This is a genomic window from Phyllobacterium sp. SYP-B3895 (genome assembly GCF_009647635.1).
Classification (GTDB): Bacteria; Pseudomonadota; Alphaproteobacteria; order Rhizobiales; family Rhizobiaceae; genus Phyllobacterium; species Phyllobacterium pellucidum.
In genome coordinates this window covers 630,619-654,209 of the sequence record NZ_WJIG01000001.1, presented here as the reverse complement: position 1 = coordinate 654,209, position 23,591 = coordinate 630,619, and the positions used below count along the sequence as shown (strand labels likewise).

Here is a 23,591-nt window from a genome sequence, read left to right as displayed (position 1 = left end):
ATCTCGTCCGGATCAGATGAATGATTCCGGGTGGCTTTTTCTCAATTCGTCGACATCGGGGATGACGGCGTCGAGGTGCTTCCGCATGGCAGCGCAAGCTGCCGCCACATCATGGGCCTCAATGGCATTGCGGATGATCCGGTGCTCGGAAAGCACATGTTCCATGCGCCCCAGAGCGGGAAGGGTCATGCGCCGCGCCCGGTCGATCTGTACCTTCACCGGCTTAAGGTAGCGCCAGATGCCGGGATGTCCTGAAATGGCGGCAATCGCCTCGTGAAATGCTTCGTCGGCTTCATGGAATGCGCCCATGTTCTGGCGGTCGGCGAAGAATTGCTGCCGCGCCAGAACCTCGTCAAGACGTTCGATGTCGTTCGCGGTCGCTCGCGATGCAGCGCGCTCGACGGTCGCGCCTTCCAGCGCCTGCCGGATGACGACAGCCTCAGGTATCAGCGCAACAGGAATGCGCGCAACAAAGGTTCCGGACTGGGGAAACACGTCGACAAGGCCATCTTCAACGAGGCGGATCAGCGCCTCGCGAACCGGCGTCCTGCTGACGCCGAAGCGTTCGGTGAGCACCTTTTCGTTCAGCGGCGTTCCGGGCGTCATCTCCATCGAAACGATGGCTGCATGGAGTTCGCGATAAATGGCTGTCGCCGTGGTGACCCGGGCAACAGGCGCTGCTCCCCCATGCCGAACGGGCCGCACATTGGTAGCGCCGGGCGTGACGATCGTCTCGGACGCCAAAAGGACGACGCTTTTTTCTCCCGCCTGCTTTGCTGCCATTCAAGCGCTCCATTTCCTCATTTTGGATCCTTCAATCCTCAATGATGGAATTCCACCCAAATTCCTAGATCCGCGATCCGCAGCGGCGAGACATTCCACGCGCGATCGGGTGTTGACATACTAATATATTATTCTCTAGTGTTCGCCAAGGCCAATACCGGCAAATCTCTGAAGATAATGGCCTTGCGGGCATCGGCACCAAGCTTTGGTATCACGTAGCCCCTTAATGTATGACGCAGCAAGGAAGTTGAAGAATGGCCCTCAACCCCGACCGGTTGTTTCCAATCGAGCCTGACGCGCGTGCCATCGCGCGGCGCTTGTTCGAGACCGTTGAGCGGTTGCCGATTGTCTCCCCGCACGGCCATACCGACCCGCGCTGGTACGCGGATGACGAAGCATTTCCCGATCCGGCAAGCCTCTTCGTCAAGCCAGATCATTATATTTTTCGTATGCTTTACTCACAAGGCGTGCGCCTCGAAACGCTTGGCGTTCCGAGAAAGGATGGCGGGGCCGTCGAGACGGACGGACGCACCATCTGGCAAACGTTCGCGCGGCATTTTCACCTGTTCCGGGGAACGCCTTCCCGCCTGTGGTTCGAGCATGCGCTCGAAACGGTTTTCGGTATCGATGAGCGGCTCAATGAAAAGAATGCGGACACGCTCTACGACCGGATCGCCGAACGCCTGACTGATCCGGCCATGCGCCCGCGCGCGCTCTACAAGCAGTTCGGCATCGAGGTCATTTCGACCACCGACGCCGCAACAGATGATCTTTCCGCGCATTATGCGATCCTGCGCTCAGGTTGGGATGGCCGCGTTGTCCCGGCCTACCGGCCCGATGCGGTCGTCGATGCCGCGCAGCCGGCTTTTCGCTCGAATGTGGAAAATTTCGTCGCGCTGGCTGGCGTTAATCTCGACTATGCCGGCTACCTCGAAGCGCATCGCCTGCGCCGCGCTTATTTCAAGGCGCGGGGCGCGACATCCACTGACCATGGCCACCCGACGGCCCGCACGGCAAATCTTTCGCCGGCGGAGGCCGCGAGCCTGTTCGATCGCGTTTTGCAAGGAGCCTCTGCTGCCGATGCAGAACTCTTCCGCGCACAGATGCTGACCGAGATGGCACGCATGAGCGTTGAGGACGGCCTGGTCATGCAGGTCCACCCCGGCTCCTTCCGCAATCACAATCCGGATATTTTCGGCCGCTTCGGAGCGGACAAGGGCGCGGACATTCCGCGCGCCACCGGCTACGTGGAAGAGCTGAAGCCCTTGCTCGATGCATTCGGCAACGATCCGCGGCTGACGCTTATTCTGTTCACGCTCGACGAGACCAGCTACAGCCGCGAGCTAGCGCCGCTTGCCGGGCATTATCCGGCCTTGCGCCTCGGACCGGCCTGGTGGTTCCACGACAGTCCGGAAGGCATGCGCCGCTTCCGCGAACTGACGACCGAGACCGCCGGTTTCTATAATACTGTGGGCTTTAACGACGACACGCGCGCCTATCTTTCGATCCCTGCCCGCCACGATATGGCGCGCCGCGTCGATTGCGCATTTCTTGCCCGCCTTGTCGCCGATCACCGGCTCGATGAGGACGAGGCGCAGGAGGTGGCGGTCGATCTTTCCTACCGCCTCGCCAAGCAGGCATACAAGCTTTAGGAATGGACATGACCGAACAAAATCAACTGTCCGCTGCCACGCTGGCTCGCCTCGCCAAGGTTGTGCAAAGGCCGGCTTACGATCGAGACGAGATAAATACCGGGATTGTGCACCTTGGTATTGGCGCATTCCACCGTGCCCATCAGGCAGTCTACACGGATGCCGTACTGGCGAGCGGCGACAATCGCTGGGGCATCCTCGGGGTTTCGTTGCGCAGTGCCGACACACGAGATGCGCTGCAGCCGCAAAACGGCCTCTATACGGTTGCCGTGCGTGATGGCAGCGGCGATCGTTTCAGCGTTATTGGCAGCATTACCAACGTTCTTGTGGCGCCCGAAAATCCGCAAGCCGTCTTGTCGGCAATGGTCGCACCTTCCGTCAAGATCGTTTCGCTGACGGTAACGGAAAAGGGCTATTGCTATGCGCCCGCGACGGCTTCGCTCGACGAAAGTCACCAGGATATCGTCCACGACCTTGCGCATCCCGCTGCGCCGCGTTCGGCGATTGGTTTCATCGTAGAGGCACTCGCGCGCCGTCGTGAAAACGGGACGGAGCCGTTTACGCTCCTGTCGTGCGACAATCTTCCGGCGAACGGCGAAACACTCAAGCGGGTCGTCCTGCGCTTTGCCGAATTGCGCGATCCTGACCTCGCGATGTTCATCCGCGAAAGCGTGGCCTTTCCTTCGACTATGGTTGATCGCATTGTTCCGGCAACCATCGACACGGATCGCGCAATTGTCGCGCAAGCGACCGGGCTTCGCGATGCCTGGCCGATCATGACCGAGCCGTTTACGCAATGGGTGGTGGAGGACCATTTCCCATCCGGACGTCCCGCATGGGAGAAAGTCGGCGTCACCTTCGTTGAAGACGTCGATGCGTTCGAATTGATGAAGTTGCGCCTCCTTAACGGCAGTCACTCGACTCTCGCCTATCTCGGCTATCTTGCCGGACACGAGACGGTATCCGACGTGATGCAGGCGGAAGGCTTTTCTGCCTTCATCGAAGCGATGATGGACGAAGAAATTACGCCGACCCTGCCGCCGCTTTCAGGCTTCGACGTTTCGTCCTATAAGGCGCAGCTGCGCGAGCGCTTTCGCAATCCGGCTCTGCGCCACCGCACATGGCAGATCGCCATGGATGGCTCGCAAAAACTGCCGCAGCGGCTGTTGAACACGATCCGCAAGCGCATCGAACAGGGCCAGCCCTTCAAACGGCTGGCGCTCGGCGTCGCGGCCTGGATGCGCTACGCCACGGGGATAGATGAGCGCGGACAGCCGATCGACGTTCGCGATCCGCTGGCAAACGATTTCCGCGAACGCACGCAGGGCAAAACCTCGGGCGCCGACCTTCTCGACGCCTATCTAGGGATGCAGCAGATTTTTGGTGAGGACCTTGCGGACAAGGATGAATTTCGGCGCGCCGTTGGCGGGGCACTGGAACAACTGCTGCGCGATGGCGCCGCTCTGACTGTAGCAAAAGCTGGAAGAGACTAAAGCCTTGCTATCCTGATCTGATAGATTAATATATCAAATCTCAAAACAGGCCGGTCCGGGAACCCGGTCGCAGTCTCACCGCAGGACATTGGGAAATCAAAGGGAGGAATAATATGATCCGCATTACACGCAGACAGGCCATCGGCGGTCTGGCAGCAGTCGCCGCGCTACCCGCCACGCGGCTCTTTGCCCAGTCGAAGCTGGCACTGCCGACTTCGCCGGTCGCGATCAACGTCGCTGACGTTGCCGGCAACCTTGCATTGACGCAGGCTGCAATCGAGAACTACGCGAAGGCGAAGCCGGAACTGGTTTCCAAGATCACCTTTACCAAGGCGCCGGCACCGGAACTGCCCGGCAAGATAAAGGCACAGCAGGCGGCCAATCGGCTCGATATCGATCTCGTGCTCACCGGTACTGACGCGCTCTCCGCCGGGCTCGAACAGGATCTATGGATCAAGCTTCTCCCGGATCACGCTGCATCGCTGCCTGACCTTGCGAAAATCTATCTTGAACCGGCTCATCGCATGCTGGCGCTCGGCAAGGACCATGGCGTCGTCGTTACCTATTACCCCTCGGGGCCGCTGCTTGAATACATGCCGGATCGGGTGAAAAAAGTACCGACCACAGCCGAAGAGCTGCTGGCGTGGGCCAAGGAGAACCCGAACAAGTTCCTTTATGCGCGTCCGGCAAATTCCGGTCCAGGCCGTACCTTCCTCATGGGCCTGCCCTACCTTCTTGGCGATAGCGATCCGCGCGATCCGGTCAAGGGATGGGACAAGACGTGGGCTTACCTCAAGGAACTTGGTCAATATATCGAATACTACCCGACAGGCACTGGCGCACTGATGAAGGAACTCGGCGAAGGTACGCGCGACATGACGGTGTCGACAACCGGCTGGGATATCAACCCGCGCGTCCTCGGCGTTGTTCCGAAGGAAGCCGCAGTCGCCCCGCTCAAGGGCTTCCATTGGGTCGCCGACGCGCATTACATGTGCGTGCCGAAAGGCGTGGCAGATGAGAAGGTTGCGGTGCTCCTCGATCTCATGAGCTTCCTGCTTACACCCGAGCAACAGGCCTACACCTACGACCAGGGCTACTTCTATCCGGGTCCGGCGGTGAAGGACGTACCGCTCTCCATGGCGCCGCAGGAAAGCCAGGACGCGATCGCCGAATTTGGCCGCAAGGAATATGCCGACTGGATGGCCAACAACCCGATCGAGGTTCCGCTCGAGCCGTCGTCGATGGTGGTGGCATTCCGGCGCTGGGATGAGGAAGTCGCAGCCAAGAAGTCATAATTTATTGTTTCATCGGCGCGGCCCGGCGATGCCGGACCGCGCACAGCCATGAGGTTTCCAGATGCTGCTTGCATCATCGCCATTTCGCGAAATTCGTCTCGATCAAATGAGCCGTGCCTTCGGTGCGCATAACGCGCTGAAGAGCGTCTCGCTTTCCATTCGCAAGGGGGAATTCATCGCCCTCCTCGGGCCGTCAGGTTGTGGCAAGTCCACGGCGCTCAACTGCATTGCCGGGCTCCTGGCAACCACGGGCGGCGGCATATTCATCGACGACAAGCGCATCGACACCTTGAAGCCCGAGGATCGCGGGTTCGGCATGGTGTTTCAGAACTATGCCCTGTTCCCTCACATGACCGTGCGCCAGAACATTGGCTTTGGTCTGAAGATGCGCAAAGTCGCCAAGGCCGAGATCGACAAGCGGGTCGAAGAGGCACTTAATCTCGTGCGCCTGCAAGGTCAGGGCCACAAGCTGCCCGGTCAGTTGTCGGGCGGCCAGCAGCAGCGCGTTGCGATCGCGCGCGCCATCGTCATCGAACCGCCGCTCGTCCTCATGGACGAACCATTGTCGAATCTGGACGCCAAGCTCCGGCTCGAAATGCGCGCCGAAATACGCCGCATTCACAATCAGCTCGGCGCAACAACGATTTACGTTACCCACGACCAGGATGAAGCCTTGTCCCTGGCTGATCGCGTCGTGGTCCTGCGCGACGGTGAGATCAGGCAGGTTGGCGTCCCAAGTGATCTCTACGAGCGCCCCGATCATCTGGATGTCGCCGAATTCATGGGTTACCGCAACCGCCTGACCGGCAAAGTCGTCGCCAAGGAAGGCGACCGGGCAACCGTCACCGTCGGCAATGCGACCTTGATCGGCACCGCCCGTTCATCCCTGAAGCCCGGAGATACGGCCGTCATTGCCGCCCGTGCCGACGATGTCGTTGCCGGCGAAAAGTCGGCGCAGACTGTCGAGGCCGTGGTTGAGACGATCGAGTATCGCGGCCGCGAATTTGTCGGGACGGCGCGGACCGCTGGCGGTCTAGAACTTGTTTTCCACGCCGGCCATACCGCAGAACTCGGCAGTTCCATCTGGCTTTCAGTTGATCCGGCGCGTGCGCTGGCTTTTGCGGCGTGACGGCCATGGCGAGCATTACCGCATCCTCCTCCCCGTCCGAGTATCGACTGCCGCTGCGCCAGCGGCTGGCGGTGCGCGGCATTGACGGCGTTACGCTTCTGGTACTGCCGGCATTCCTGTTCTTGCTGGCCGTATTCGTTTATCCCTTCATCTATGGCCTGGTCCTTTCCTTCACGCCAAAGGAAGGTGGCCTGTTTGGCAATTATCAGAAGTTTTTCTCCGACCCGTTTCTCTACGACACTATCCTCACCACGCTGTGGCTCGCCGTACCGGTGACGATCATCAGCATCGCCATCGCCATTCCGGTTGCCCTGCGGGTGCGGCTGCTGAAGCATCAGCGGCTATTGACGACAATCCTGGTTCTTCCGGTCACATTGGGCACCGTGCTCGTCGCCGAAGGGCTCCTGAACTATCTCGGCCCGCAAGGCTGGTTCAGCCGCACCCTCATCCAGTTCGGCATGATCGACCGGCCGCTCAAGCTCACCAACAATTACTGGGGCGTGTTCGCGTCGCTGATCATCACCGGCTTCCCGTTCACGTTCCTGCTTACGCTGTCCTACGTATCGGGCATCGACCCGGCGCTGGAACAAGCTGCCGCCACCCATGGCGCAAGCAGCTGGCAGCGCTTCCGCCATGTCATGTTGCCGCTTCTGGTTCCCGGCCTTGCCATCGCCTTCTGCCTGTCCTTCGTCCAGGCCTTCGCGGTGTTTCCTTCCGCGGTCTTGCTGGGCGCGCCTGCCGGACCGACGCGCGTCATTTCGATTGCGGCCTACCAAGCGGCATTCGAGCAATATGATTATTCGATGGCATCGGCGATCGCTATGATCATGGCGGCTGTCCAGCTGTTGATCGTCGTCGCCATTCTCGTCATTCGCAACATGTTCTATCGCGGCTCGACCGCCGGCGGAAAGGGCTGATCCATGATCCGCGACACAACAATTGCTGCAAAGCTCTGGATCACCGCCGTTTGGGTCCTGGTGGGCTTCTTTGTCCTCAATCTCCTTGCGATGATCACCACCGTGATCTTCTCTTCCTTCGCCACCCGTTGGCTCGGCACGTGGCTGCCGGCCGGATGGACCACGAAGTGGTATTTCACCGCCTGGACCGAGTTCCAGCTCGGCGACGTCCTGCTCGTCACCTTCCAGATCGTCTTCGCCGTGGTCGCCCTGTCGGGGATACTCGGCGTGACCGCGGCCTACGCGCTGGCGCGCAGGGATTTTCCCGGCAAGAAACTGGTCATGCTGCTCTTCCTGTTGCCACTGCTGGTTCCGCCGATCACCTTCGGTATTCCCCTCGCGACGGTGCTTTATCAGGCGGGCGTTGGCGGCACGTTCTGGGGCGTGGTTCTCGCCAATCTCGTGCCGACAGTGCCCTTCGTCATTCTGGTCATGATCCCGTTCATCGAACAGATCGATCCCAAGATCGAAGCCGCCGCACGCGTCTTCGGCGCCGGAACGTTCCAGCTCTTCATCCACGTTCTCCTGCCGATGCTATTGCCGGGTATCCTTGCGGCTCTCCTCCTCGTGCTCGTGCGCACCGTCGCAATGTTCGAGCTGACGTTCCTGACCGCCGGGCCGACCAGCCAGACACTTGTCGTCGCGCTCTACTATTCGGTGTTTGCGTCGGGCGTTCGCGCCGTGCAATCGATCGACGCGATGGCTGTGGTCTACATGATCACGACGCTGGTCTGGCTGCTCATCGCACTGCGCTTCGTCAACCCCACGCAAATCGTGGCGCGAGCCAAGCATCAGCAAACAGCCGCCTGACCGTAGAGGCAGGGACGAAAGGAAACGGGAGCCATTGGCTCCCGTTTTCGTTCCAATGCCTGCAGCCTTGTCGGCTACATCGTTGCGCCAATCTGCCAAGGCACGAATTCCGCATCGCCATAGCCGAGCTGTTCGGACTTGCTCGGCGCGCCGGAAGCAACCTTCAGAACCCGTTCGAAGATTTCCTGGCCCTTCGCCTCGATAGAGACACCGTCGAGAATGTCACCGCAATTGATGTCCATGTCCTCGATCATCTGGTTGTACATCGGCGTATTGGTGGCAAGCTTGATCGAAGGCGTCGGCTTGCAGCCATAGGCCGAGCCGCGGCCTGTGGTGAAGGCAAGTACATTGGCGCCGCCGGCAACCTGACCCGTCGCTGAAACGGGATCGTAACCGGGCGTATCCATGAAGACGAGCCCATGGGAAGTGACGGGCTCGGCATAGCCGTAGACGGCCTCGAGCGGCGATGTGCCCGACTTGGCGACTGCACCAAGCGACTTTTCGAGAATAGTGGTGAGGCCACCGGCCTTGTTGCCCGGCGACGGATTGTTGTTCATCTCCATCTTGTTGCGGGCGGTATAATCCTCCCACCAGGCAATGATCGATTGCAGCCGCTCGACCGCCTGCGGGTTCGAGGCGCGCTCGATGAGGAGATGCTCGGCGCCGTAGATCTCCGGCGTTTCGGAAAGAATCGCCGTACCGCCATGTTTGACGAGGAGATCAACCGCAGCACCGAGAGCGGGATTGGCGGTAATGCCGGAATAGCCGTCGGACCCGCCACACTGCAAAGCGAGCATGAGTTCCGAGGCGGGAATGGTTTCGCGCCGAACGTTCGCGGCGACTGGCAGCATGTCACGGACGGCGGCAATGCCCGCTTCCATCGTCTTGCGGGTGCCGCCCACTTCCTGGATCGTCAGGCTGCGGAACGTGTCGTTCTCAACGATATTATACGTTTCTTTCCAGCGACCGATCTGGAATGCCTCACAGCCGAGCCCGACCATGAGCACGGCGCCGATGTTCGGGTTGGTGGCGTAGCCCCACTGCGTGCGCTTCAGAACTTCGTAGCCTTCGCCGTTCGTATCCATGGCGCAGCCGCCGCCATGGACGAGTGGTATGACGCCATCGATCGTTGGATATTCATCGAGAAGCCCCGACTTGCGCACCGCCTCGGCGATAAATCGCGCCACCGAGGCCGAGCAGTTCACCGAGGTAAGGACGCCGATATAGTTGCGCGTACCGGCACGGCCATTGGCGCGGCGGAAACCCTCAAAGGTGGCGCGCTGCGTCAGCGGCAGCAAACCGCTCCCATGTGGCGCGTGGCCCGCATCCGCCTCACGTACGAAATCGCTGTAGTTCAGATTATGTTCGTGCACCCATTGGCCAGGCTCGATCAGCTTTGATGCCGAGCCGATGATCTGGCCGAACTTGCGCACAGGCTCGCCCTCGGCAATGACTCGCGATGCCAGTTTGTGGCCGCGCGGCACCCGATCGGCAACCGTGACGCCCTCGATTTTTTGCCCGGCCTGAAACGAGTCGACGGCAACGACGACGTTGTCGCTGGCGTGCAGCCGCAAATGACGAGGGGCGGTAAGCGTGTCCATGAAATTCTCCAGGTTGAATTAATATATTAGTTGGAGAGGGTAGCAGTTTCAATGCGTCATGTTAGCGTTGCCCGCATCATAGCACCGCGGGGACCTTTCGGGGGCGAGAACTTGTAGCCAATGCGTGGGCTGGTTCAGGTCACATCGAGTGACTGGTCGTCCCGCTTCCGGCGGGAGACGTTCATTTCAGCACGCTCGCGTGCCATGTTGCTCACGGCCTTGCGCAGTGCCGGGTGCCGGGACATGAAGACGTTGAAGTCGCGTCGCTCAAGCACGAGGAACGCGCAAAAGTCAACGGCAATAACGTCTGCCGTGCGCCGGCCGCCGCTGAGCAGCGCCATCTCGCCAAAAAAAGCGCCGGCGTCGAGCCGGACATTGTCATCCGCCAGCTCAACCTCGACCGCGCCGGAAGCAATGAAATAGAGCCCGTCCGGGCGATCGCCCTTGCGCAGGACGCGCTCGCCGGGTGATGCGGATTTCGGCCGGAACAGCAGCAAGAGTTCCTCCTGCGAATTCTCGTCGACCTGGGAGAAAAGCGGAAATGTCTCGCAAAGCTGCTGCATCTCCAGCTGGTGCTGCCGGTTGCGCTCGTCATTGGCGGCGCGGATCTGCTCGACCGCGTGATTAAGCTTTTCAAACTTCACCTTGCCGTACGTTGCATACACTGTTGGCCAGGTTGCCTGCAGTTTCTTCTGAATGGCCTCACCGGCGAGCAATACCAGCGGGTTGAGCGTGATCGACAGGATCGCCCCGGCGAGGATCAGGTCCTGCCCTTCGCGTGGAAGCAAGCCGAGCGTGACGCCAAGTCCGGCAAGGATGAAGGAAAATTCACCGATCTGGGCGAGACCGGTGGATATGCGCACGCCCATACCCAAGGGGTAGCGCAGCACGAGCACTACCAAAAAGGCGATCAGCGATCTGCCGATGATGATCAACACCAGAACGGCGATCACCGCGATCGGCTCGCGCACGATGATCGAGGGATCGAAGAGCATGCCGACGGACACAAAGAACAGAACGGCAAACGCATTTTGCAGCGGCAGGGAATCGGCGGCGGCCCGGTGGCTGAGGCGCGATTCGCTCATGACGACGCCGGCAAAGAAGGCGCCGAGCGCGAAGGAAACGCCGAAGATTGCCGCGGACCCGTAGGCGATGCCGAGGGCAAGGGCAAGCACGGACAAGGTGAAGAGCTCCGAGGAGCCGGTACGGGCAACCAGCGTCAAAAGCCATGGCACGACCTTCGGCCCGACAAAGACGGCGATGCCGGTAAAGGCGGCAACCTTGAGCAAGGTGATGGAAATCGTTGCGGCAATCGAAAGATCGCTGGCCGCATGGGCGGCGGCATGGCCGCCCAGGACTTCCGCAAAGGCCGGCAAGAGCACCAGAGCCAGCACCATCGCCAGATCTTCGACGATCAGCCATCCAACGGCCACGCGGCCGCCGACGGATTCGATCAGATTGCGCTCCTCCAGCGCCTTCAGGAGTACGACCGTGCTGGCAACGGACAGGCTGAGACCGAAGACCAGTCCGGCTCCGAGACCCCAGCCCCATAGCGACGCAAGGCCCATGCCGAGCAGGGTCGCAAGCACGATACGGCCAAGCGCACCCGGCACGGCAATGCCGCGCACGGCCAAAAGATCAGCTGCGGAAAAATGCAGGCCCACACCGAACATCAGCAAAATGACGCCCATTTCCGCGAGCTGGCCGGCCAGCGACGCATCTGCCATGAAGCCAGGCGTATAAGACCCCATGAGGATGCCAGCGACGAGATAACCGACGAGGGGCGGAAGGCGCAGCCTGTCCGCGGCATAGCCGAGGATGGCGGCGAACACGAAGCCAACGGCAACGGTTGCGATCAATGCGACTTCCTGGTGCACCCTCAGCCTTCGATTGTTTGGTGTTTTCCCACGAGGCAGGTCGCGGTCGAACAACCGTGCCACCTCCGGGTACAACCTAACCTTGAAGCGCACATGCTGCCATCAAAATTTTCAGATGCGGATAGCAGCTGCCGAGCTTTCCGATGCCTGAAGCGATTGAGGATGCGCAGACAATATTACAGGGAGCAAGCGGGGCCGCCGAAGCGGCCCCGTCGAGGTTTCCTACTGGATGACCTGAACGCCGGGCACCGGATTTGCCGTCGGCTTCGAGTAGTCGCCGGCCGGGCCCGAAGGCGGCGTCCACTCCGCACCCCATTCGGTTGGAGTGGTTGATAGGTCGAAGTTCAGCTTGCCACCGTCCTTGATCCTGTCAAGCGGAAGCCATGTGCCCTGATAAGTCGCCCCATTCAATTTCATCTCCTTGATGTAGCGGGCGTCTTCGGCGACCGGTGCGCTGTCGCCGAGCATCGCCGGCCGGTCGGTCGAAATGCGCAGCTTCTTCCCGTTTCCGAGCCACATCGAGATACCCTTGAACTGCGGAGTGGAAACCGCAAGCCCGGGTTCGGACGGGATGACAGGATAGAGGCCGAGTGTCGCGAGGACGTACCATGCGGATGTAGCGCCCATGTCGTCATTGCCTGGCAGACCGCCTGCGGCCAATGAGAAGTTTTTGCGCATGATAGTCGGGATGATGTACTGCGCGTATTTCGGTGCGCCTGCCCAATTATATGCCCAGGGTGTCTGGAAGGACGGTTCGTTGCCGATATAAAAGGTCGAGCCCCCCTCGCTGGAGTTTAATTGGTTGCCGGTCGGCTCCTTGCTGAACGGGTTGGCCGTGTCGAGCGCGAATAGCGTGTGCAGACGTGTCAACGCCGCGGTTTTGCCACCGAGCTTCTCCATCAGCGAGGCCCAATCATGGGCGAAGGCCCAGACGTAGTGCGGCTCCGTACCCTCATGGAACACGCCGTTCTCCCAGGCGCCGGCCTTGTTTTTGGCGCGCAGCTTGAACTGCCCAGCCGTCGTGTCGAAGATGTTGGACCAGTTCTTGGAGCGCGCGTAGAGCTGGGCGATCTGGTCCTTGTCGGTCGATGCCGTCGGCAGCCGCGACAGGAACGATGCAGCAGAGCGATCGGAGGTCACCATCTCGACCGTTGCCGACGATTCCTTCCAGTCGGCGATTGCGTCCGTCGGGATGTAGCCATACTGGAGCCAGTCCGGCAGCGCGGGCTTATCGGCATTGCGCCCGACGCTGAGCTTGTCGTTGCACGCGCTCTTGGGGTCGAAAGTCGACTGGATAACATATTTGCGGGCGGTCTCGGTGTCGAATTTCTTGGCGCCGAATACATATGAGCCTGCAACGACATTCAAGCCATGGTCGCCCTGCATGGGGATTGTGTCTTCAGAGCCGTCGACCCAGTGCGGGAATGCTCCACACTGCTGCGCATCGGCGACGAGCGACTGCATCATGTCGCTCGCCTCGTCCGGCGCGATGAGAGCGACAAGTTGCGCGGCCGAGCGATAGGTATCCCACATGGAGAAGCCGGAATAATGGGTCGTATACCCGGCGTCCTTACCGTCGATCTTGAACCTGTATTTTGACACGTTCTCGACTTCGCGCGCAGGCAGCGAGCCGCCAGCGGCCTTTAGATCAGCCTGCTTCATGCTGCGGTAATCGCCATTGACGTCGCTGAAGACGGTCGGGCCGCTGAAGACCCGATAGAGGGTGGTGTAGAATTTGGTGAGATTGTTGATTGCAGCCTGTTTGAGATCGGCGCTGGCCAGCCTGTCCGCCTCACCCGGCTTGGCGAGATCGATCTGGATCGTGTTCAACCGCTTGTTCCAGACATCCGAAGCCTGTTTCTTGATCTCGTCGAACGACCAGGCGGTGTTTTCGCCTTTCAGGTTCTTTGCTGCATCGCCGAGAAGATTGGCTTTGGCATTTTCGATGCTGACCGAAGAGACGCCAATCTTGATCTGCACTGTCTTGTCCGTATCGCTCAATGCGAACTGCAGCGTTGCAACGTCACTGCCTGCATCGGCCGTGCCACTGGTGAGGGGCTTATCAAAGGTTGCGTAGAAATAAACCGGTTGGTTCCAGGTGCCATCGCAGAACCTGCTGGCGACAGCGTTGCCGGAGATCGACCTGGCATCGACATCGATCTTCAGTCCGCCCTGGTCCTTGGGCACACCTGACGACTTGTTCGGATTGTTCAGAAGCGAGTTGAGAATAAAGAAAGCTTTCGACGCGTTGGCATAGGTCACCCGCATCATGCCCGTGCGGGTCGTCGCGGTCGTCTCGACGGTGATACCGTTGTCGAACTTGACCTTATAGTAGCCGGGCTCGGCGCTCTCATTGTTGTGCGAGTAATTAAGCCCGTAATACAGGCTTTGCGTTGCCGATTCGCCTGGCAGCATCGCGACGGCACCCTGGCCGCGACAGCCGGGCCCGTTTAGATGCGTCATGCTGAAAAAGTCAATTGTGGAATCGTCGTAGTAATATCCGCCCGAACCGTAGCCCCAGCCTTGATAGCTACCATCGGTATCCGGTCCGAAGCTGACCATTCCCAAGGGAGTTTGTGCACCGGGATTTACGTTACCGGAGTGTCCACCGCCGGTGTCGGACATGGACGTCCCGATGAAAGGATTGACATATTTCGTCAGCGGCGCGTCGGAGCGGGGGCGCAGGAACTCGAGGCTCTCTTTCCATGGACCCGAATAGGGCGCAAGTCGCTTGTCGAGGGTTGCCGTTGTAGCTGCGATCTCCTTGGCAAGGGTTTCGAGGGTTTTCGGCAGCGCTTCGAGTTCGGCAGAAAGCTGGGCCGCGGTCTCGGTGTCGCCGCTGGCAAGAGCGGCGCTGACCTTTTCGGCCAGCAGGCGGGCGTCGCTGATGCCCTTGTCGAATTCGGCGAGCGACGTCGTGAAGTCGTCATTGATCGCTGTTGTTTGCGTGGCGAGCTCAGCGATCTTGGCCTTGTCACCGGCCGAAATGCCGGAGATGGCTTCAACAGCGGCGATATCCTTCGTCGTCTGATCGATGCGCGGCAGCAGCGCGGCGAAAGACTGGCGGGCTGCGTCAGCGGCCTTCAGGCGGTCGGAAGCTGCCGGAAAGTCGATGGTGCTGATCTTGGAGGCAGTGGCAGAAACGGCGAGCTTATGATCGGCCTTCTGCAGATCGGACAAAGTCGTGAGGTTCGTCTTCAAGGCGCTAAGGTCTGTCGCCAGCTTGTCCAGTTGTTCCTTGGTGGCTGCTTTCTTGTCGAGCGCGGCAATGTCGGCGCCAAGTGTGGTCTGCAGTCCAGCAAGGCTGGCGGTGAGCGTATCCAGCTGTTGCTTGGTGGCGGACGACTTGTCGAGGGTGGAAAGGGCGGTGGTGAGCGCGTCAACGCGGTCCTGCAGCAATGTGAACTCGCCGGCCAGCGCGCCGTCCCCGGCCTCGCCTGCACTCGCCCTGGCCTGCAAGGTTTCCAAGTCGCTTACAACTTTCTCTATATCGCCCTGGAGCTTGCCAACAGTGACGCTCACCGTGGCTGTGCCGGCAGCAGTCGCCTGCAACTCGCCAACCTTGGCATTGAGCTTGGTATTGTCCTGTTTCAGCGCATCGACATCACTGGCAAAGGTGCTGGTTGCTGCGGCCTCGGCGTCTTTCTTGTCATCCGAATTGCATCCGGCAAGCATGGTGCAGCCGAGCAGGCCGGCAAGCACGGTCCGTGTTATGGTCATGAAACCCTCCAAATAAAAAGGTATGAAAGCTGTTGGTTAAATCGACGAATCTGCGAGGCAGCCGCTGGCTAGGGATGTGAAGCGGGGCCGCCGAAGCGGCCCCGTAGAGGATGCCTACTGGATCATCTGAACACTGGGCAGCGGATTGGCCGTCGGCTTCGAGTAGTCGCCGGCCGGGCCCGAAGGCGGAGTGAGAGCCTCGCCCTCGCCCCATCCCGTCGGGGTCTTGGAGAGGGTGTAGGTCAGCTGCCCGCCATCCTTGATCTTGTCGAGCGGCAGCCAGGTACCTTGATACGTGGCGGCGTTGAGCTTCATGTCCTGGATGAAGCGGACATCGTCGAGCAGGGCACTCTTGCCGCCTGTCGAGAAGCGCAGCTTCTTGCCGTTGGGCAGCCAGAAGTTGATGCCGTCGAACTGGGGAGCGGAGATCGCAAAACCCGGCTCGGATGGAACGACCGGATAAATACCGAGCGCGGCGAAGACATAGAAAGTCGACAACGATCCGAGGTCGTCATTGCCGGGAAGACCGCCGGGATCGTTGGTGAAGTTCTTGTTCAGGATCGTGGAAAGCACATATTGCGTGTGCTTCGGCGAACCCGCCCAATTGTATGCCCAGGGCGTAGAGAAGTTCATCTCGTTGCCGACATAGAAGGTGGAACCGCCCTCGCTGCTGTTGAGCGTCTTCGATGAAGGCTCGGGTCCGGAAAGGTCCATATTCAGCCCGAACAACGTGTTCAGCCTGTTCATGGCTGCCAGTTTTGCCGCCGTTCGGTCAGCGCCGAGCCTATTGATGATGTCGGTCCAGGATTGAGCGTAGGACCAGAAGTAATTCGGTTCCGTGCTTTCGTGGAACGAAGTACCATTAATGAAAGTGCCTTTGATCAGGGCGCCGGCTGCATCGGTACTGCCGGCATTGCGCGTCTTCAGCATCTTGGAAGTGTCGTCGAAGTTGTTCGTCCAGTTGTTGGCTCTGACGAGCAGGGCCGAAATATCGGCCGCTGTAGCCCCGGATTCGGTCAGAACCGGTGCCGGCAGGGCTTTCAAGAACGCAGCAGCGGATCGATCCTGGGTGACGGTCTCAAGCGTTATGTTGGCGTTGCCGGTCATGTAACCGTAGGTCAGGTAGTGCTGCATCCCTTGCGGGGAGCTGTAGCTTCCTTTGTTGTTACAGGCGCTGTCAGGATTGAAGGCCTCCTGTTTGAAGAACTTCGCTGCGCTCACGAGATCAAAATTCTTGGCGCCGAAGACAACCGTGACGCTCACCGTGGCTGTGCCGGCAGCGGCCGCCTGCAACTCGCCAACCTTGGCATTGAGCTTGGTATTGTCCTGCTTCAGCGCATCGACATCACTGGCAAAGGTGCTGGTTGCTGCGGCGTCGGCGTCTTTCTTGTCATCCGAATTGCATCCGGCAAGCATGGTGCAGCCGAGCAGGCCGGCAAGCATGGTCCGTGTTATGGTCATGAATTCCTCCAAATAAATAGGTATGAAAGCCGTGGTTTAAATCGATTTAAGTCTATGGGCGCATTTAAAGCTTCAGCCGCGAGCACCCCATAAGGGCGTCGCTGCGTCGTAACGCTATGAATTTTTGTATGGCTGTGCCTGGGCCTCCCTTCCCACGCAGTCCTCCAGAGTTGGCGACAATTATCGCCCTGTTATAAAAGCGTCAATTATCCCAAAGTCTAACAGCTCTGCCCTTCGAATCATTGCGAGCGGGGATTGAACATTGTGCGCCGTCAAAGCAGTCTCGCCGCATGGATAATCGAGACGAAATTCTAATAACGGGCGTCGCGGGTTTCGTGGGCCGTGAAGCCGTAAGACAGCTGCTGGCCAAAGACTGGCGCGTCCGTGGGCTGATACGTTCCGAAGCGCATAGTGAACTTGCACCGCACGCCCGTTTGTCGTTGCACAAGGTGGGTGACATCAGCGCTATTTCCGACTGGTCGCCACTTGTGTCCGGTTGCCGGGTCGTCGTCCATCTTGCAGCGCGCGCGCACAAGACCGGCGAATCTCCCGACGCTTCGCACGCACTCTTCCGGCGCACCAATGTCGATGCCACGATTGCTCTGGCGCGCGCGGCACTCGCCGCGAAGGTGAAGCGTTTCGTCTTCGTGAGTTCCGCAGGCGTCATGGGCGATTTCTCGCAACGCCCCTTTACTGAAGCCGATCTGCCACAACCCGCCAGCGCCTACGCCATGAGCAAATGGCAGTCGGAACAGGCGCTTCAGGATATCTGCCGGCAAGGCGCCATGGAACTTGTGGTTCTCCGCCCGGTCCTCGTCTACGGTCCGGGCAATCCCGGCAATCTGGCGCGTCTCGTGCGCTTGGTTAAAACCGGTGTGCCGCTGCCGCTGGCTTCAGTCGAAAACCGGCGCAGTCTGCTCAATGTTGGTCACCTGGCGGCGATCATTACCGAGGCCGCGCATCTGCCCGCTGCGGCCGGAAGAACCGTGCTTCTCGCCGATGGCAATGATGTATCGACCCCTGAATTGCTGCGCGCTTTTGCCCAGGGCATGGGCGTCAAGGCGAGGCTTTTCTCCATGCCCCCTTCCTTATTGCTTACCATTGCACGACTGCTTGGCAGGTCGCGCGATGCGGAGCGCTTGCTCGGATCATGGCAGGTCGATACGAAATTGAAGGCAGAACTTTTCGGTGCGTTTCCGCGAGAGGCGACAATCCGCGGTCTCATCGAAACCGGACGATCCGAACGGTAGCGGCCTTGACATTTGAATAGGCATGAGAGTGTTTTACCTTACGCCGAAGATGGGGGGATAGATGACACATCTGACAGTCCTGGCATTTGCCGTGGTTGCCTTCATTGGCATTGCGACGCCTGGTCCGACCGTGATCCTCGCCCTGACGAATGGCTCGCGCTTCGGCGCCAGGACTGCCTGTTTTGGCATGGCGGGCGCGGTGCTTTCCGACTTTGTCCTCATCGGCGCGGTGGCGCTTGGCCTTGGTGCTCTACTCGCGGCGTCCGAGTTCTGGTTTTCCGTCGTCAAGTGGATCGGCGTCGTCTATCTCACCTTTCTGGGTGTGATGCTGATCCGATCAAAAGGAACGCTCGAACTATCCAATATGACTGCAAATCCCGCGACATCCATTTCGGTGCGGTCGGTGTTCCTGAAAAGCTTTGCGGTCGCGGTCACCAATCCCAAAGGCTACCTCTTCTTCTCGGCCTTTCTGCCTCAATTCGTTGATCCAGCTTTGCCGCAGCTACCGCAACACATGGTATTGGCCGCAACATTCGCCGCCATCGATTTCATGGTGATGTTCGGGTATGCGATGCTCGGTTCGCGCGCTGCGCGCTTTCTGCGCAGGTCCGGTGCCTTATGGCTCGATCGCGTGTGCGGCGGGGCTATGCTGATGCTGGCGGCTTCGCTGGCATTTTATCGCCGCGCAAATGCCTGAGGGCTTATGAACGGGCTGCGCCCTGCCGGCGCATGGCCCATTTGAGGCCGGCAATGACAGCAAGGGCAAACATCGGCCACACGGCCCAGAATGTACCCGACCACGAGAACAGATTGATGACCGCAAGGCCAAGCCCGATGACGGCCAATGTGCCGATGCCGCGGTCGATCATCCTTGTGCCGCGCACCCAGATCAGCGCCGCCAACGTGGCGAGGGCAAGGATCGGCCACTGCGCCCAGAATTCACCTTCCCATGTTAGAAGATTGATGCCCGCGAGCATGGCGGCAATCACTGCGAGCACGCCGAAGCTGCGCCGGGGCGCCGATTGTGCAGTGGACGGCTCCCTTAGGACTGACTGCAAGGGCGCTGGCCGGGCATCGCGTCCGTAGGGGATTTCCGGCTGCCGCGGCGCGTCGGTGTTTCCGAATTCGCCAATACGCACCGCATAGCTCGGCACGCCCTCGTCGATGTTCTTCACATTGAGCGCGCCGAGAAAATCAAAACCGACTGCAACCTTGTTGCGCACCTGGTCATAGACCGTTTGCGAGATGACGATACCGCCCGGCCGAGCACTCGCTTGCAGGCGCGCAGCGATGTTGACCCCGTCGCCATAAATGTCCTCGCCCTCGGCGATGACGTCGCCGAGATTGAGCCCGATGCGAAAAAGCATGCGGTCACCTTCGGAACGGTCACCATTGTAGCCGGCAAGCTCGTTCTGGACGTCGATCGCAGCGCGCACGGCCTCGACTACGCTCGGGAATTCGGCGATCACGCCATCGCCCCAAGTGTTGATCACGCGCCCGCCATGCAATGCGATGAGGCCCGCCATGGCGTCGCGATATTGCTTCAGCGTATCGAGGGTGCCTTCCTCGTCAGCCTGCATCAGCCGGGTATAATCCTGGACATCTGCGGAAAAGATGGTCGTCAGCTTGCGGCGCGTTTCGGACATCGTTTCACTCTCGTTGCGAGCGAGCGACTGAACAAAGAGGGGCTCCAGTCATGCCATGAGATATAGCGATTTACGATGGCCGGGTAAATGTGCAAACGGTTCAATTGGCCGCGAACGTGCTCCAAGGTGGTACCGATCGCTTGGGTCAGAAGCAACGTCGGCATTACCGACATCGTCGAATGAAACTGAAATATTGGGAAATGGTGCCCAGAAGAGGACTCGAACCTCCACGCCTTGCGGCACACGGACCTGAACCGTGCGCGTCTACCAATTCCGCCATCTGGGCAGCGGGGTCTCATGTAAGGGGCGGTTTTGAGTCTGTCAATCCATTTAGAGCGCTTCGCGTTTAAATAGAACGCGTTGTGCAAATTCGCGCCCTTTGCGCCTCGTTGGTGCCGAAAAAGGCCGGCGCAGCGCCGGCCTTCGCCAATCACAAAAGGGCGGCTCCAGACCGGTCAGCCCGCCAGCACTTCCTTCGAGGCCACGGTCGAATCCGCATTCAGCTCGTAGACGATCGGAACACCCGTCGCGAGTTCCTGCGAGACGATCTCTTCGCCGGTCAGGCCGTCAAGCGCCATGATCAGCGCCCGCAGCGAGTTGCCGTGAGCGGCAACGAGAACGGTCTCGCCACGCAGGACATGCGGCTGCACGTCGTGCAGGTAATAGGGCCATACGCGCGCGCCGGTATCGCGCAGGCTCTCGCCTCCGGGAGGCGAGACGTCATAGGACCGGCGCCAGATGTGGACCTGCTCCTCGCCCCATTTGGCGCGGGCATCATCCTTGTTGAGACCGGAAAGATCGCCATAGTCGCGCTCGTTCAACGCCTGATTGCGAATGGTCTCGAGGCCCGTCTGTCCGACTTCTTCCAGTATATGATTGAGAGTCGCCTGCGCGCGCGAAAGAACCGACGTATAGGCGATGTCGAATTTCAGGCCTTTCGCCTTCAGGCGCTTGCCCGCCTCGATCGCTTCCTTATGGCCGAGTTCCGTCAGGCCCGGATCGCGCCAACCGGTGAAAAGGTTCTTCAAATTCCATTCGCTCTGGCCGTGGCGGACAAGGACGAGGGTTCCGGACATGGGATTACTCCTGTGAGACAAGCGTTATGGGTTGAGGCCGAGCACGTCGAGCATCGAATAGAGGCCGGGCTTGCGGCCCTTGCCCCAGAGCGCCGCCTTGATGGCGCCGCGGGCGAAAATGCTGCGATCCTCAGCGTGATGCGATAATGTGATGCGTTCGCCCGGTCCGGCGAGGATCACCGAATGGTCGCCGACCACCGAACCGCCGCGCAGAGCGGCAAAGCCGATCGCGCCAGCCTCGCGCGGGCCGGTGTGGCCATCGCGAACCCGCACGCTGTGCTGGCCGAGGCCGATATCGCGGCCATCCGCTGCAGCCTCACCCAGAAGCAGCGCTGTGCCGGATGGCGCGTCGACCTTGTGCTTGTGGTGCATTTCGAGGATTTCTATGTCGAAATCGTCCGAGCCGAGGGCCCTTGCCGCCTGCTTGACGAGAACGCTGAGAAGATTGACGCCAAGGCTCATATTGCCGGACTTGACGACGACCGCATGGCGCGCGGCCGCGCGGATCTTGGCATCGTCGTAAGCCGAGCAGCCGGTCGTGCCGATGACGTGGACAATGCGGGCCTGGGCCGCCAGCTCGGAAAATTCAACTGTGGCGCCAGGGGTGGTGAAATCGAGGACGCCCTCGACGCCGACAAACACACCCAGCGCATCGTCGGTCACTTCAACGCCAAGGGTCCCCACGCCGGCAATCTCACCGGCATCGCGGCCGATATGCGGCGAGCCGGCCCGTTCCACTGCGCCGGCGAGAACGGCGCCGGGTGTCTCGTTGATAAGACGCATGAGCGTCTGCCCCATGCGGCCGCCGGCGCCGACGACGGCAAGCTTCATCGGCGTGGCGGGTTGTTCGGCACTCATGTGGTGGTTCCTGTGATTTCTGCGGGCTGCAATTCGGTATCGTCGATGATGGGCGACTCTTCCTTGCCTTGCAACTGGTAGAAACGCGCGTAGACGCCGTTCGGAATGGCAAGGAGGCTGGCATGCACGCCCTCCTCGACCACGCGTCCGGCCTCCATGACGACGATGCGGTCGGCATTGACGATTGTCGAAAGCCGATGCGCAATAACGATCGTCGTGCGGCCGCGCATCACATAGTCGAGTGCCTGCTGCACGCGTTTTTCGGATTCATTGTCGAGCGCCGAGGTCGCCTCGTCGAGGAGAAGGATCGAGGCGTTGCGAACGATGGCGCGGGCGATGGAAAGGCGCTGGCGCTGTCCGCCGGAAAGGTTCGCCCCGTTTTCGCCGATCTCGGTGCCGTAGCCTTGCGGCTGCCGGCGGATGAACTCGTCGGCATTGGCGAGCTTTGCCGCCTCGATGACTTCGTCGTCGGTGGCATCGGGGCGGCCATAGCGGATATTGTCGGCGATGGTGCCTTCGAAGAGATAGGGCTGCTGCGACACATAGGCGATCGATTGCCGCAGCGACCGCTTGCTGACATGGGCGATATCCTGCCCGTCGATGAGGATGCGCCCGCCGTCTATGTCATAGAAACGCTCGACAAGCCCGAACAGAGTCGACTTGCCGGCGCCCGAAGCGCCGACGATGGCGGTGGACTTGCCGGCTTCCGCCGTGAAGCTGATCCCGTGCAGGACCGGGATTTCTCCGTAGCTGAAGCGGACATTGTCAAACTTTACCTCGCCAGAGGGCACGGTGATCGGTACCGCGCCAATGCTGTCGGCCTGTCGGGGCTCGATGTCGAGGATTTCGTAGATCATGCGCGCATTGACCAGCGCGCGCTCAAGCCCGACCTGGACCCGTGCGAGCCGTCGCACCGGATCATAGGCGAGGAGGACCGCCGTCATGAAGCCGAACATTGCGCCGGGCGGCTCCGCATTGAGAACGGCGCGGTAGCCCGTATAGGCGATCATCGACGCAATCGCGAGGCCGGCTATGAGGTCGGTGATCGGCGTCAGCCGCTCTTCGACGCGTGCGATCTTATTGGAGCGTTCCTCGGCGCGGTTGATCAACGTCGTCACCTTGCCGCGCAATTGCTCTTCCATCGTGAAGGCCTTGACGATGGTAATCCCCTGCGTCGCTTCCTGCATGGCGCCGAGAAGATGCGAATTCAGCGTCACCGACTCGCGGTGGATGCTACGCAGGCGCTTTGTCAGGTACCGGACGGTGAGCAGCACCGGCGGCCCGATCAAAAGGGCAAAGAGCGACAGCACCGGGTCGAGATAGATCATGCTGCCGACCATCGAGACGAGGGTCGGAATATCCTTGCCGACTGTCGTCACGATCAGCTGCAGAAGGTCGCGCACGCCTGAAATGTTTTGATTTATCCGCGCTGCAAGCTGCGCCGAGCGATTGTCATGGTAGAAATCGAGCCCGAGACGCATAAGCTGGTCGAAAATGCGGCGCTGGTAGCGCGCAACGATATTGTTGCCGATCTTCGCCATATAGACCGAATAGATATAGGTGGCGACACCGCGAATAATGAAGGCGGCAAGCACGCCGAGGCTGATCGGGATGATCAGGTCCGCGCGTTGTTCGTAGTAGATCTTGTTGATCACATCCCGGAAGATGATCGCGACGAAAGCCATAGCGCCGGCCGTCGCCAGCATGGCGGGCACCGCGACCGCATACGAACCGCGCTGTTCATAAAGGTTCTCGCGCAGAACCCTTCCGATCACGCGGCGCGCCTCGTTCATATCGATCTTTTTCTTTTTGGTCTGACCATCCATGCAGGCGGCAACTCGCTGGTACAAAAAGACTTCCCGGCAAGGGAAGACCCTTGCCGCTGAAATTGTCCCTATAGCCTTATTGATCCGCCTTGCCTATCGGTTTTGGGCCTCGGCACCGCGTCTGGGCGCCGAGTGTTGCCATTGTGCTGCGGCCTGCG

At 60.2% G+C, this 23,591-nt stretch carries 17 protein-coding genes and 1 tRNA gene; 8 read left to right on the top strand and 10 right to left on the bottom strand.

All coding sequences use genetic code 11. The annotated features are described in order from the left end of the window. Nucleotides 1-12: 12 nt before the first annotated feature. A complete protein-coding gene (locus tag GF108_RS03110; RefSeq protein ID WP_153666822.1) occupies nucleotides 13-783 on the bottom strand; it encodes a GntR family transcriptional regulator in 771 nt (256 codons plus the stop codon). Nucleotides 784-1,037: 254 nt separating this feature from the next. Here GF108_RS03110 and uxaC point away from each other — a divergent pair, with 254 nt between their 5' ends. The 6 genes from uxaC to GF108_RS03080 all read left to right on the top strand — a co-directional run bounded on the left by uxaC (nucleotide 1,038) and on the right by GF108_RS03080 (nucleotide 8,118). Then, nucleotides 1,038-2,435, top strand: coding sequence for a glucuronate isomerase (uxaC, locus tag GF108_RS03105; protein WP_153666821.1), 1,398 nt, complete (start codon nucleotides 1,038-1,040; stop codon nucleotides 2,433-2,435). A gap of 8 nt (nucleotides 2,436-2,443) precedes the next feature. After that, nucleotides 2,444-3,928 (top strand): mannitol dehydrogenase family protein, encoded by a 1,485-nt coding sequence (locus GF108_RS03100; RefSeq protein ID WP_153666820.1) that lies wholly within the window; start codon nucleotides 2,444-2,446, stop codon nucleotides 3,926-3,928. A 116-nt stretch (nucleotides 3,929-4,044) separates the two neighbouring features. After that, complete coding sequence (locus GF108_RS03095) at nucleotides 4,045-5,223, top strand: ABC transporter substrate-binding protein (protein ID WP_370462094.1); 1,179 nt, start codon at nucleotides 4,045-4,047, stop codon at nucleotides 5,221-5,223. 61 nt (nucleotides 5,224-5,284) lie between these two features. After that, on the top strand, nucleotides 5,285-6,352 hold the full coding sequence (locus tag GF108_RS03090) for an ABC transporter ATP-binding protein (protein WP_153666818.1): 1,068 nt from the start codon (nucleotides 5,285-5,287) through the stop codon (nucleotides 6,350-6,352). A 5-nt stretch (nucleotides 6,353-6,357) separates the two neighbouring features. Next, complete coding sequence (locus GF108_RS03085; protein ID WP_027230859.1) at nucleotides 6,358-7,269, top strand: ABC transporter permease; 912 nt, start codon at nucleotides 6,358-6,360, stop codon at nucleotides 7,267-7,269. Between the two features lie 3 nt (nucleotides 7,270-7,272). Continuing rightward, complete coding sequence (locus GF108_RS03080; protein ID WP_027230858.1) at nucleotides 7,273-8,118, top strand: ABC transporter permease; 846 nt, start codon at nucleotides 7,273-7,275, stop codon at nucleotides 8,116-8,118. A gap of 74 nt (nucleotides 8,119-8,192) precedes the next feature. Here the strand turns inward: GF108_RS03080 and GF108_RS03075 are convergent, their stop codons facing one another. From GF108_RS03075 to GF108_RS03060, 4 genes are all read right to left on the bottom strand, one after another. Beyond that, entirely contained in the window at nucleotides 8,193-9,719 is a 1,527-nt protein-coding gene (locus GF108_RS03075; RefSeq protein WP_153666817.1) for a UxaA family hydrolase, read from the bottom strand. A gap of 134 nt (nucleotides 9,720-9,853) precedes the next feature. Continuing rightward, complete coding sequence (locus GF108_RS03070; RefSeq protein ID WP_370462057.1) at nucleotides 9,854-11,596, bottom strand: cation:proton antiporter; 1,743 nt, start codon at nucleotides 11,594-11,596, stop codon at nucleotides 9,854-9,856. Nucleotides 11,597-11,818: 222 nt separating this feature from the next. Next, nucleotides 11,819-15,316, bottom strand: coding sequence for a GH92 family glycosyl hydrolase (locus tag GF108_RS03065; RefSeq protein WP_210386049.1), 3,498 nt, complete (start codon nucleotides 15,314-15,316; stop codon nucleotides 11,819-11,821). Nucleotides 15,317-15,430: 114 nt separating this feature from the next. Continuing rightward, nucleotides 15,431-16,732: a glycoside hydrolase domain-containing protein gene (locus GF108_RS03060; RefSeq protein WP_370462093.1), complete on the bottom strand. Its 1,302-nt coding sequence runs from the start codon at nucleotides 16,730-16,732 to the stop codon at nucleotides 15,431-15,433. Between the two features lie 335 nt (nucleotides 16,733-17,067). Here GF108_RS03060 and GF108_RS03055 point away from each other — a divergent pair, with 335 nt between their 5' ends. Further along, nucleotides 17,068-18,027, top strand: coding sequence for an NAD-dependent epimerase/dehydratase family protein (locus tag GF108_RS03055; RefSeq protein WP_153666815.1), 960 nt, complete (start codon nucleotides 17,068-17,070; stop codon nucleotides 18,025-18,027). A gap of 61 nt (nucleotides 18,028-18,088) precedes the next feature. Next, complete coding sequence (locus GF108_RS03050) at nucleotides 18,089-18,724, top strand: LysE family translocator (protein ID WP_153666814.1); 636 nt, start codon at nucleotides 18,089-18,091, stop codon at nucleotides 18,722-18,724. Between the two features lie 4 nt (nucleotides 18,725-18,728). Here GF108_RS03050 and GF108_RS03045 read toward each other — a convergent pair whose 3' ends face one another. From GF108_RS03045 to GF108_RS03025, 5 genes are all read right to left on the bottom strand, one after another. Then, on the bottom strand, nucleotides 18,729-19,673 hold the full coding sequence (locus tag GF108_RS03045; RefSeq protein ID WP_153666813.1) for an adenylate/guanylate cyclase domain-containing protein: 945 nt from the start codon (nucleotides 19,671-19,673) through the stop codon (nucleotides 18,729-18,731). A 201-nt stretch (nucleotides 19,674-19,874) separates the two neighbouring features. Next, nucleotides 19,875-19,959 (bottom strand) — tRNA-Leu (locus GF108_RS03040). A gap of 169 nt (nucleotides 19,960-20,128) precedes the next feature. Then, a complete protein-coding gene (locus GF108_RS03035) occupies nucleotides 20,129-20,749 on the bottom strand; it encodes a 2,3-bisphosphoglycerate-dependent phosphoglycerate mutase (RefSeq protein ID WP_153666812.1) in 621 nt (206 codons plus the stop codon). Nucleotides 20,750-20,773: 24 nt separating this feature from the next. Then, nucleotides 20,774-21,580, bottom strand: coding sequence for a 4-hydroxy-tetrahydrodipicolinate reductase (gene dapB, locus GF108_RS03030; protein WP_370462092.1), 807 nt, complete (start codon nucleotides 21,578-21,580; stop codon nucleotides 20,774-20,776). Between the two features lie 23 nt (nucleotides 21,581-21,603). Next, nucleotides 21,604-23,433, bottom strand: coding sequence for an ABC transporter ATP-binding protein (locus GF108_RS03025; protein WP_153667312.1), 1,830 nt, complete (start codon nucleotides 23,431-23,433; stop codon nucleotides 21,604-21,606). Nucleotides 23,434-23,591 lie beyond the last annotated feature (158 nt).

What these genes read in the sequence shown, in the direction of transcription:
- GF108_RS03060 (WP_370462093.1), bottom strand. Translation starts at nt 16,732, where the DNA reads ATGCTTGCCGGATGCAATTCGGATGACAAGAAAGACGCCGACGCCGCA.
- GF108_RS03090 (WP_153666818.1), top strand. Translation starts at nt 5,285, where the DNA reads ATGCTGCTTGCATCATCGCCATTTCGCGAAATTCGTCTCGATCAAATG.
- GF108_RS03025 (WP_153667312.1), bottom strand. Translation starts at nt 23,433, where the DNA reads ATGGATGGTCAGACCAAAAAGAAAAAGATCGATATGAACGAGGCGCGC.
- uxaC (WP_153666821.1), top strand. Translation starts at nt 1,038, where the DNA reads ATGGCCCTCAACCCCGACCGGTTGTTTCCAATCGAGCCTGACGCGCGT.
- GF108_RS03035 (WP_153666812.1), bottom strand. Translation starts at nt 20,749, where the DNA reads ATGTCCGGAACCCTCGTCCTTGTCCGCCACGGCCAGAGCGAATGGAAT.
- GF108_RS03075 (WP_153666817.1), bottom strand. Translation starts at nt 9,719, where the DNA reads ATGGACACGCTTACCGCCCCTCGTCATTTGCGGCTGCACGCCAGCGAC.
- GF108_RS03045 (WP_153666813.1), bottom strand. Translation starts at nt 19,673, where the DNA reads ATGTCCGAAACGCGCCGCAAGCTGACGACCATCTTTTCCGCAGATGTC.
- GF108_RS03110 (WP_153666822.1), bottom strand. Translation starts at nt 783, where the DNA reads ATGGCAGCAAAGCAGGCGGGAGAAAAAAGCGTCGTCCTTTTGGCGTCC.
- GF108_RS03050 (WP_153666814.1), top strand. Translation starts at nt 18,089, where the DNA reads ATGACACATCTGACAGTCCTGGCATTTGCCGTGGTTGCCTTCATTGGC.
- dapB (WP_370462092.1), bottom strand. Translation starts at nt 21,580, where the DNA reads ATGAAGCTTGCCGTCGTCGGCGCCGGCGGCCGCATGGGGCAGACGCTC.
- GF108_RS03055 (WP_153666815.1), top strand. Translation starts at nt 17,068, where the DNA reads ATGGATAATCGAGACGAAATTCTAATAACGGGCGTCGCGGGTTTCGTG.
- GF108_RS03065 (WP_210386049.1), bottom strand. Translation starts at nt 15,316, where the DNA reads ATGACCATAACACGGACCGTGCTTGCCGGCCTGCTCGGCTGCACCATG.
- GF108_RS03100 (WP_153666820.1), top strand. Translation starts at nt 2,444, where the DNA reads ATGACCGAACAAAATCAACTGTCCGCTGCCACGCTGGCTCGCCTCGCC.
- GF108_RS03080 (WP_027230858.1), top strand. Translation starts at nt 7,273, where the DNA reads ATGATCCGCGACACAACAATTGCTGCAAAGCTCTGGATCACCGCCGTT.
- GF108_RS03085 (WP_027230859.1), top strand. Translation starts at nt 6,358, where the DNA reads ATGGCGAGCATTACCGCATCCTCCTCCCCGTCCGAGTATCGACTGCCG.